This window comes from Moraxella oblonga NBRC 102422 (assembly GCF_001598275.1).
Classification (GTDB): Bacteria; Pseudomonadota; Gammaproteobacteria; order Pseudomonadales; family Moraxellaceae; genus Moraxella; species Moraxella oblonga.
On record NZ_BCYQ01000017.1, the window covers coordinates 46,212 to 52,965 of the forward strand.

10 protein-coding genes are annotated in these 6,754 nt (G+C 41.6%); 9 read left to right on the forward strand and 1 reads right to left on the reverse strand.

The window, feature by feature from the left end; genetic code table 11:
- Nucleotides 1–55: 55 nt before the first annotated feature.
- Nucleotides 56–379: a TraR/DksA family transcriptional regulator gene (locus tag MOB01S_RS06410; protein WP_066802783.1), complete on the forward strand. Its 324-nt coding sequence runs from the start codon at nt 56–58 to the stop codon at nt 377–379.
- A 43-nt stretch (nt 380–422) separates the two neighbouring features.
- On the opposite strand, the gene ygfZ is transcribed toward MOB01S_RS06410, so the two are convergent.
- Nucleotides 423–1,097 carry a CAF17-like 4Fe-4S cluster assembly/insertion protein YgfZ gene (gene ygfZ / locus MOB01S_RS06415; protein ID WP_084349639.1) on the reverse strand — a complete coding sequence of 225 codons (675 nt, stop codon included), beginning with the start codon at nt 1,095–1,097 and terminating at the stop codon, nt 423–425.
- A 131-nt stretch (nt 1,098–1,228) separates the two neighbouring features.
- On the opposite strand from ygfZ, the gene MOB01S_RS06420 reads away from it, so the two are divergent.
- The 8 genes from MOB01S_RS06420 to MOB01S_RS06455 all read left to right on the forward strand — a co-directional run bounded on the left by MOB01S_RS06420 (nt 1,229) and on the right by MOB01S_RS06455 (nt 6,569).
- A complete protein-coding gene (locus tag MOB01S_RS06420; protein WP_066802786.1) occupies nt 1,229–1,567 on the forward strand; it encodes a zinc ribbon domain-containing protein YjdM in 339 nt (112 codons plus the stop codon).
- A 230-nt stretch (nt 1,568–1,797) separates the two neighbouring features.
- Nucleotides 1,798–2,160, forward strand: coding sequence for a roadblock/LC7 domain-containing protein (locus tag MOB01S_RS06425; protein WP_066802788.1), 363 nt, complete (start codon nt 1,798–1,800; stop codon nt 2,158–2,160).
- A 36-nt stretch (nt 2,161–2,196) separates the two neighbouring features.
- The gene (locus MOB01S_RS06430) at nt 2,197–2,682 is read left to right on the forward strand and encodes a PAS domain-containing protein (RefSeq protein WP_084349640.1); all 486 of its coding nucleotides are present in this window, start codon (nt 2,197–2,199) and stop codon (nt 2,680–2,682) included.
- Between the two features lies 1 nt (nt 2,683).
- Nucleotides 2,684–3,430 (forward strand): PhnD/SsuA/transferrin family substrate-binding protein, encoded by a 747-nt coding sequence (locus MOB01S_RS06435; RefSeq protein ID WP_066802790.1) that lies wholly within the window; start codon nt 2,684–2,686, stop codon nt 3,428–3,430.
- Nucleotides 3,431–3,469: 39 nt separating this feature from the next.
- The gene (locus MOB01S_RS06440; protein WP_066802792.1) at nt 3,470–4,111 is read left to right on the forward strand and encodes a hypothetical protein; all 642 of its coding nucleotides are present in this window, start codon (nt 3,470–3,472) and stop codon (nt 4,109–4,111) included.
- Nucleotides 4,112–4,169: 58 nt separating this feature from the next.
- Nucleotides 4,170–5,387 (forward strand): hypothetical protein, encoded by a 1,218-nt coding sequence (locus MOB01S_RS06445; RefSeq protein WP_066802794.1) that lies wholly within the window; start codon nt 4,170–4,172, stop codon nt 5,385–5,387.
- A 12-nt stretch (nt 5,388–5,399) separates the two neighbouring features.
- Nucleotides 5,400–5,945 carry a GTP-binding protein gene (locus MOB01S_RS06450; RefSeq protein ID WP_066802796.1) on the forward strand — a complete coding sequence of 182 codons (546 nt, stop codon included), beginning with the start codon at nt 5,400–5,402 and terminating at the stop codon, nt 5,943–5,945.
- Between the two features lie 9 nt (nt 5,946–5,954).
- A complete protein-coding gene (locus MOB01S_RS06455) occupies nt 5,955–6,569 on the forward strand; it encodes a hypothetical protein (RefSeq protein WP_066802798.1) in 615 nt (204 codons plus the stop codon).
- The last annotated feature ends 185 nt before the right edge of the window (nt 6,570–6,754 follow it).

The window sequence follows — 6,754 nt, forward strand, 5'->3', positions numbered from 1 at the left end:
TTGTGCTAATCTATACAAATAAATCCCTACTTTTGTTAAGTCATTAGGAGTTTTCATGGACATCAACAAACATAAAACCGATTTACTTGCTCTCAAAGCAGAGTATGAGTATCGCATTGGCAAAATCACAAACCACCTAGAACACCCCCAAGATGAGCTTGGACATCACTGGGACGACCAAGCCGTCGCCAGCCAAGAAAACGACATGCGTAAAAGTTTGCTTTTGGAGGCTACCGAAAATCTCGCCAAAGTCAACTCTGCCCTGACTCGTCTAGAAAATGGTGAATATGGCGAATGTGCTGAATGTGGCGAAGAAATAGAAGAAGGTCGCCTAAATGCCGTGCCTTATGCCATACATTGTATGGCACACGCTCATTAATTAAAAAAACCACCGCGGTTGGGCGGTGGTTTTTGGTTGGGGATTAGCCAGTTCGGGCAACACTTTCGTTAAGACCATTCATCATGGGCAAAATCTCAACGTCTGCCAAATCATCAGGGCGAGCAATGACGAGGGCTTGATGATCAAATTGGCACACAACTTGTATTTTGTCGCTCAGCTGATTTGGTTGTGTAATAAGATGTAGCCATGCCTTTGGACTTGCTTTAAACCACAGGCGTGCGACAATCTCCTGCCCCAAATAGCACCCCTTGTCATAATCCACGCCACCACGCTGATGTAGGCGTAACTCTTGGGGTTGAAAGAGTTCGGCGGTGGCTTTGGTGAGCCAATAGTTACCTTGCGTGAGGCTGATTTTGGCAAAATTTACCCAATCTTTATCATTTTCATCATCTAAAAAAGTTGGTAAACCGTCCACCACGCAAGGATAAATGGGTGCGGGGTCAGATAGGGTGATTTTGGAAAATGCCCCATATTTTTTGATGTGAGCTTTAAAATCATCTGCCAAATCATCTGACAGTACGATGTCAAAGCCATCATCAACACGCTTTATCCATAGCCCAAATGCCACTCGTCCTTTTAGGTTGCAAATGGCAGTGGCTAAAAATTGGTCTGTGATTTTGGTGGTACTTGCGGTGAGTTGCCCTTGTAAAAATTTGTCGGCATCTACACCGCTTAGGGTAAATTGGGTAAAATTCATCAGATTATTTCCAAAAAAAGTAATAAAAGCTAATTGGGGGAAATGACCCAAAATTCAAGCATAAAATTTTTTACAAAAATGATGAAATTTAAGTTAAAATAAACAATAAAATTTAAACCAATGAGAAGATTATGACTTTACCTGCTTGCCCCAAATGCGATGAAAATTATACCTATGTTGATGGCTCACTTTTGATTTGTCCCATGTGTAGTCATGAATGGGAGCAGGGCGAAAATACTGACAGTACGCCCATCATTAAAGATGCGGTGGGCAATGTGCTATCAGATGGCGATAGCGTTACCATCATCAAAGATTTAAAGGTCAAAGGTTCAACCACATCCATCAAGGTTGGCACAAAGGTTAAGTCTATTCGCCTCATCTATGACGCACCAGACGATCATGATGTTGACTGTAAAATAGATGGGTTTGGGGCGATGAAATTAAAATCCAGCGTTGTTAAGAAAGCCTAACAGATAATTTCAGCCAACATACATATGTTTTGGTTATTTTTGGGTTTTGTCATGTGAATTTTGGTTGTTAGTTGTTGTTTGTGATAATGATAAATGTGACTGTATAAAAAATCTGACATTTTTGTTATTGAAAGATTGATTTTTATCCAATCTGCCTTATAATTAGTTTGCCCATTATTTTTTTATGATGGCGATTTCATTTATGTTTTGGATCCAAAAGGAAATTTTTTATGCGTACCAATAACTTTCAACAAATTCTAGAAGACCTAAACAGCTCATCTGCCGATGTTGAGGCATCTGCCTTAATTTCTACTGATGGTTTGATGATTGCTTCTGCTCTACCGACTGGCATTGATGAAGACCGTGTCGGTGCGATGAGTGCAGCCCTTTTGTCTTTGGGTGACCGTGCTGGTGCAGAGTTGGGTCGTGGTAGTACTGACCGTGTACTTGTGCAAGGCGAAAAAGGCTACGTCATCATGACATCGGCAGGTAAAGAAGCGGTTTTGACCATTCTTGCTAAACCAAATGCTAAATTGGGTTTGATTTTCCTAGACATCAAACGTGCCTCAGAAGCATTAGCAAAACTGATCTAATCGCACGGTTAAGACATTAAATTTTTGGAGCAGATTATGAATATCCAACTGCCTGATATGCCAAAGCCAGCAGATGCGGCGACAGAGCACCAGTTGACTTTCCAAGATGGCACAACCCGCACAGTCTATGATACAGGCGTAGAACGTCCTTATCCAGATGGTAAACTCATCGTGTCTCGTACGGATTTAAATGGTGTATTGACACACGTCAATGATGCCTTTGTGGCGATTAGTGGTTATAGCCAAGAAGAATTGCTAGGCAGTCCACAGCACATCTTGCGTCACCCTGATATGCCAAAAGAAGCCTATGCTGACTTGTGGGCAACCGTAAAAGCAGGCAAAAAATGGCATGGCTATGTCAAAAACCTTTGCAAAGATGGCTCGCACTACTGGGTGTATGCTACCGTTGTACCAAATATACGCCGTGGCGAAACCGTAGGTTATACCTCTGTACGCCGTAAACCCAGTCGCACCAAAGTCAACGAAGCGATTGCAACCTACGCTAACCTAAAAGGAGCTTAATATGGCAAATCGTTTTTTGATTGCACCTGATTTTTCACCTGAGCGTTTTGCAGGTTGGCATTTGTTAAATAACCTACTTCAAAAACGTGCCAATCTTGCCATTCACCTAAACACGCCAGCTTCTCATGCTGAGCAAGAAGAGTTGATTGAGAGTGGCGACATCAAGATTGTCTATGCCAACCCCTTTGATGCCGCCAAGATGATTCGTGAGCAAGGCTATCGTGCCATTGTGCGTCCTGTGGGCAAATCTAATGAGATGGTTGTTACCTCATCGGTCAACTCCGACATCAAAACCTTAGATGATGTCAAAGCAGGCATGACCATTGCGATGGCAAACAACCGTGATGTCAAGCTCATCGGTATGCGTCTGCTTGAAGCGGTGGATTTGACCGAAAATGACGTGAAGTTTGAGATTGTGGATACTTATCAGGCGGCAGCACGTTTGCTTATCCAAGATAAGGCACAAGTGGCATTTTTCATCGCCGAAGTGTTTGCAGGGTTATCCAACCTTACCAAATCACAGCTTAATATCCTAATCCAAAGTGACATTGCTACCTTGACACACGTAGTGCTTGTCAAAGATGACTTTGCTGATGCAGAAAAACTGCAAGAAGTGCTATTGTCTTTGGACAAAGATGATGATGGCAAAGCGGTACTCAAAGAGCTTGGTTTGGAAAGTGGTTTTGAGGTCATGAGCGAAGAAGATGCTGAATTCATGATTGACCTAATGGAAACTTTGCTTGATTGATGGACTTTAAGTTGTTTGGGGATTTTTGGAGGGTTTATCATGCGAACACAGACCAGCATTCGTAGCGAATTTTACGAGTTGCGTAAGTCGTTTCGTTATTTTTCACGCCTTGTTAAAATTACCCCAAACAACGAGCGTTATCACATAGAACGTATCCAGTCCGCCATGCGTCTTGAACAAAACGAACCATTGCAAGGTGCATTGGCGGATTACTTTTTTGCGTGTTGGTATCTTATGCCAACCACAGGTAATGACATTTTACAAAGAGTGTCAAAACGCCTAAATACGTGGGTAGTTGATGATTTTCGTCATTTTGTCAATCAAGGTGATTATTTGCCAAACATCACCAAACTTGCTACCCGTTGGAGTGTGTTGGTAACGCCATCAATGGACGTGCCAAGCCATCAGATGTATGTCGGTAAAGATGATGCTTCTTGGGTTGCCAAAGACGTGTGTCAGCGTCTATTGATTGCCAAGCAAGCCGAAGATGAAAGTAAGATAGCCCAAATTGAGCAAGAGTTTTTTACTCACTGTGTGGCGTGCCATGACCGCATGGGGTTTATGATGGTGTGGTTTGAGTTGTCAAAAAATCATTGGCAGTTTCACAGCGATTGGGAGAAATGTCGTCAAGAGTTGATTTTTACGCCGACAACTGCCCAAGTTGATAAAAAAGATATTTAAAAGTTGCATTTTGTTTTTGTTGAACCAAACAACAACTTAACATTAAAGAGATACAGCTATGAAAATATTATTGGTAGGTTTTTCAAAACAAAGTGCCGAAGTACTCAATACTTTGATTAATGAGACATACCCAGACCATCAATGTATCAGCATTGAAAGGGATTTTAATAATATGCTTCGGCTATCTTTGCCAAGCAGTGTCAATACAAAGCATTCTGATGCAGAGATTTTGGTGCTTAATTTGGACGGTGTGGGTATGATGACCTATGGTCCATCTCGCATCAAACAGCTCCAAGAGTTCATCAAACTAAGAGCGGTGCTATTTATCGCAAAGGCGGATTTGATATTGTGGCGACAAGCCAATATCATTCCCAAAGAGTTTGCCGTTTTTCTAAAATCTCCACACACTCGCCAAGAAATCATGCAGGCACTTGGTCATGTCATCAAATCTGCCCCCAATCTTAAACGCCAAGCTCATCACTTTGCTCCCATCTTGGATTCTGAAACCATCATCAAAGAAACCATCAATCCTTATCGTGGTACTGCCACCCAAGACCCCAACCAAATGTCGGACTTTTTGCGTCAAGTGGTGGGCAAATATTTTAAAATCCCACAAGGGACGGTTTTGTATGATTTGCTAAGCATTAGTTTTCATAATATACCCATCAAAGTAGTGGCAGGGCGACAGACTTTTTATCTCAATAAAGCCCAAAATTTGGCACTGGTACAAAACATTGACCGTCTTTTGGATTATTTGGCGATTGCCAAAAACTACACCACTTTAAAAAATGTCATTGAGATTCAACCCATCATGTATGAGGATTTTGATGAGGTGATTCGCATTGGCACACATCAGCGTTTGTCTCTCAATACTTTGCTTTGGCAGTTGTATGATAAAGTATTGCCCGATACTTTGGAGCTTGCTGACGTTAATTTGTTATTAAAAATCAAATATATGCCAAACTTTGGACTTATGTCAAAAGTGCCACATTACACACATTCGCTCATTTCTTCATGCCTTGTTACACCCAAAAGTATTGCTACGTTGCAGGTGAGTTTGGATCAATTTGGTAAACCCAATGATAGAGGGATTTTAAACCGTGTGTTTTTATTATCCATTTTGTCAGGTGTGGCGGATTTGGATGTATTAAAAGAATCCACCATGAATAGTACCATTTCGCCTAAAATTAACATACAACGCAACGAAGGCGTCAACAAAGCCAGTTCTACAGGGTTTTTTAAACGCTTATTGCAAAAACTTCATATCAGTATCTAAAAGGGGATTATCATGCATGACGATGAAAAAGATGTGGTTGCCAGTTATAAAATCATCATCGCAGGTCCTGTGGGCGCAGGCAAAACCGAAGCCATTCGTTCCTTGTCCGACAAACCTATCGTAACCACCGAAGAGATAGCCTCTGACGATGTTAAGCTTATGAAAAAAACCACTACCGTGGCGATGGACTATGGGGTGATGAAGTTGGATGGGGGTGAGCAGGTGCGTCTGTATGGCACACCGGGGCAACGCCGTTTTGATTTTATGTGGGAGATTTTGAGCGAAAACGCATTGGGCTTGTTACTTATGCTAAATGCCGAAGAGTCTGATCCTGTTGATGATTTGAATTATTATTTGGACAGTTTTATGCCACTCATCAAATCTAGCGCCCTTGTGGTGGGGATTACCCATGCTGAAAATATGCCGTGGGATTTGCATGAACGTCTTACCCAAGCACTCATTGAGCGGGGCGTGCCTGCCAACGTGAGTGTGGTTGATGCTCGTGAAAAAGATCAAATGAAAATGCTTGTGCGTTCGTTGATTTATATGCTGTCATAGGGAGCTGTCATGTCAAATTCTGATTATCTTATGCTGACACCTGCTGGGGTATTTGAGGCGTTTTTGCGTGCCAATCCTACGCCACAACAGTTGTCATTACAGGACATTTTGAGTGAAAAGGTTACCATGAGGGTTGGTCAGTGGCTTACTAAACACTCGCATGAATGGTTAGATGAGTTTACTGAGCAAGGCTTGATTGAGCGTCTACCCCAAAAACTGGTTGCCTCCAACATGGCATTGGACGAATTTTTGCCTTATGTGGTGGCAAGTTTGTCAGGCTCTCGCAAGGCGGCGATTGCTTCCAACGAAGGCTTTTGCCTTGCCAAAATCGGCTATACCCAAGAAGAAGCTGATCGCCTTAGTGTGGCGGGGGCGGACTTTTTTGATTTTTTTGTGCGTCAAGAACAGCGTGGCTTGGCGATTACAGGCAAAGCGGTATCGTTATTTCGGCAGGTGGATTTGCTCATGCCTGAGACCAGTTTTGTGTTTTTGTGGATTGATGGTACAGGTTATGTGCTTATATTGGATAGTGAACCTTTAACCAACAACCGTGCCTTTGTGGAGCTAATTTGGGCGATTAAGACATCAGGGCTTAAATTTCATCATGATGAACAAGAAGTATGATGATTTGCTTATTTTTACAAAACCATTCTTAAATCCGAATGGTTTTTTATTTTTTAGATAATATAAAATTAAATTTTATTTTTGTTTTGTTATACCTACAATAATAGGAAGTTATGACAATCATTGAATCAAAAAAATCCTTCAATAAAAAGGATAATATTTTGTTATATGTCAATATTTATATG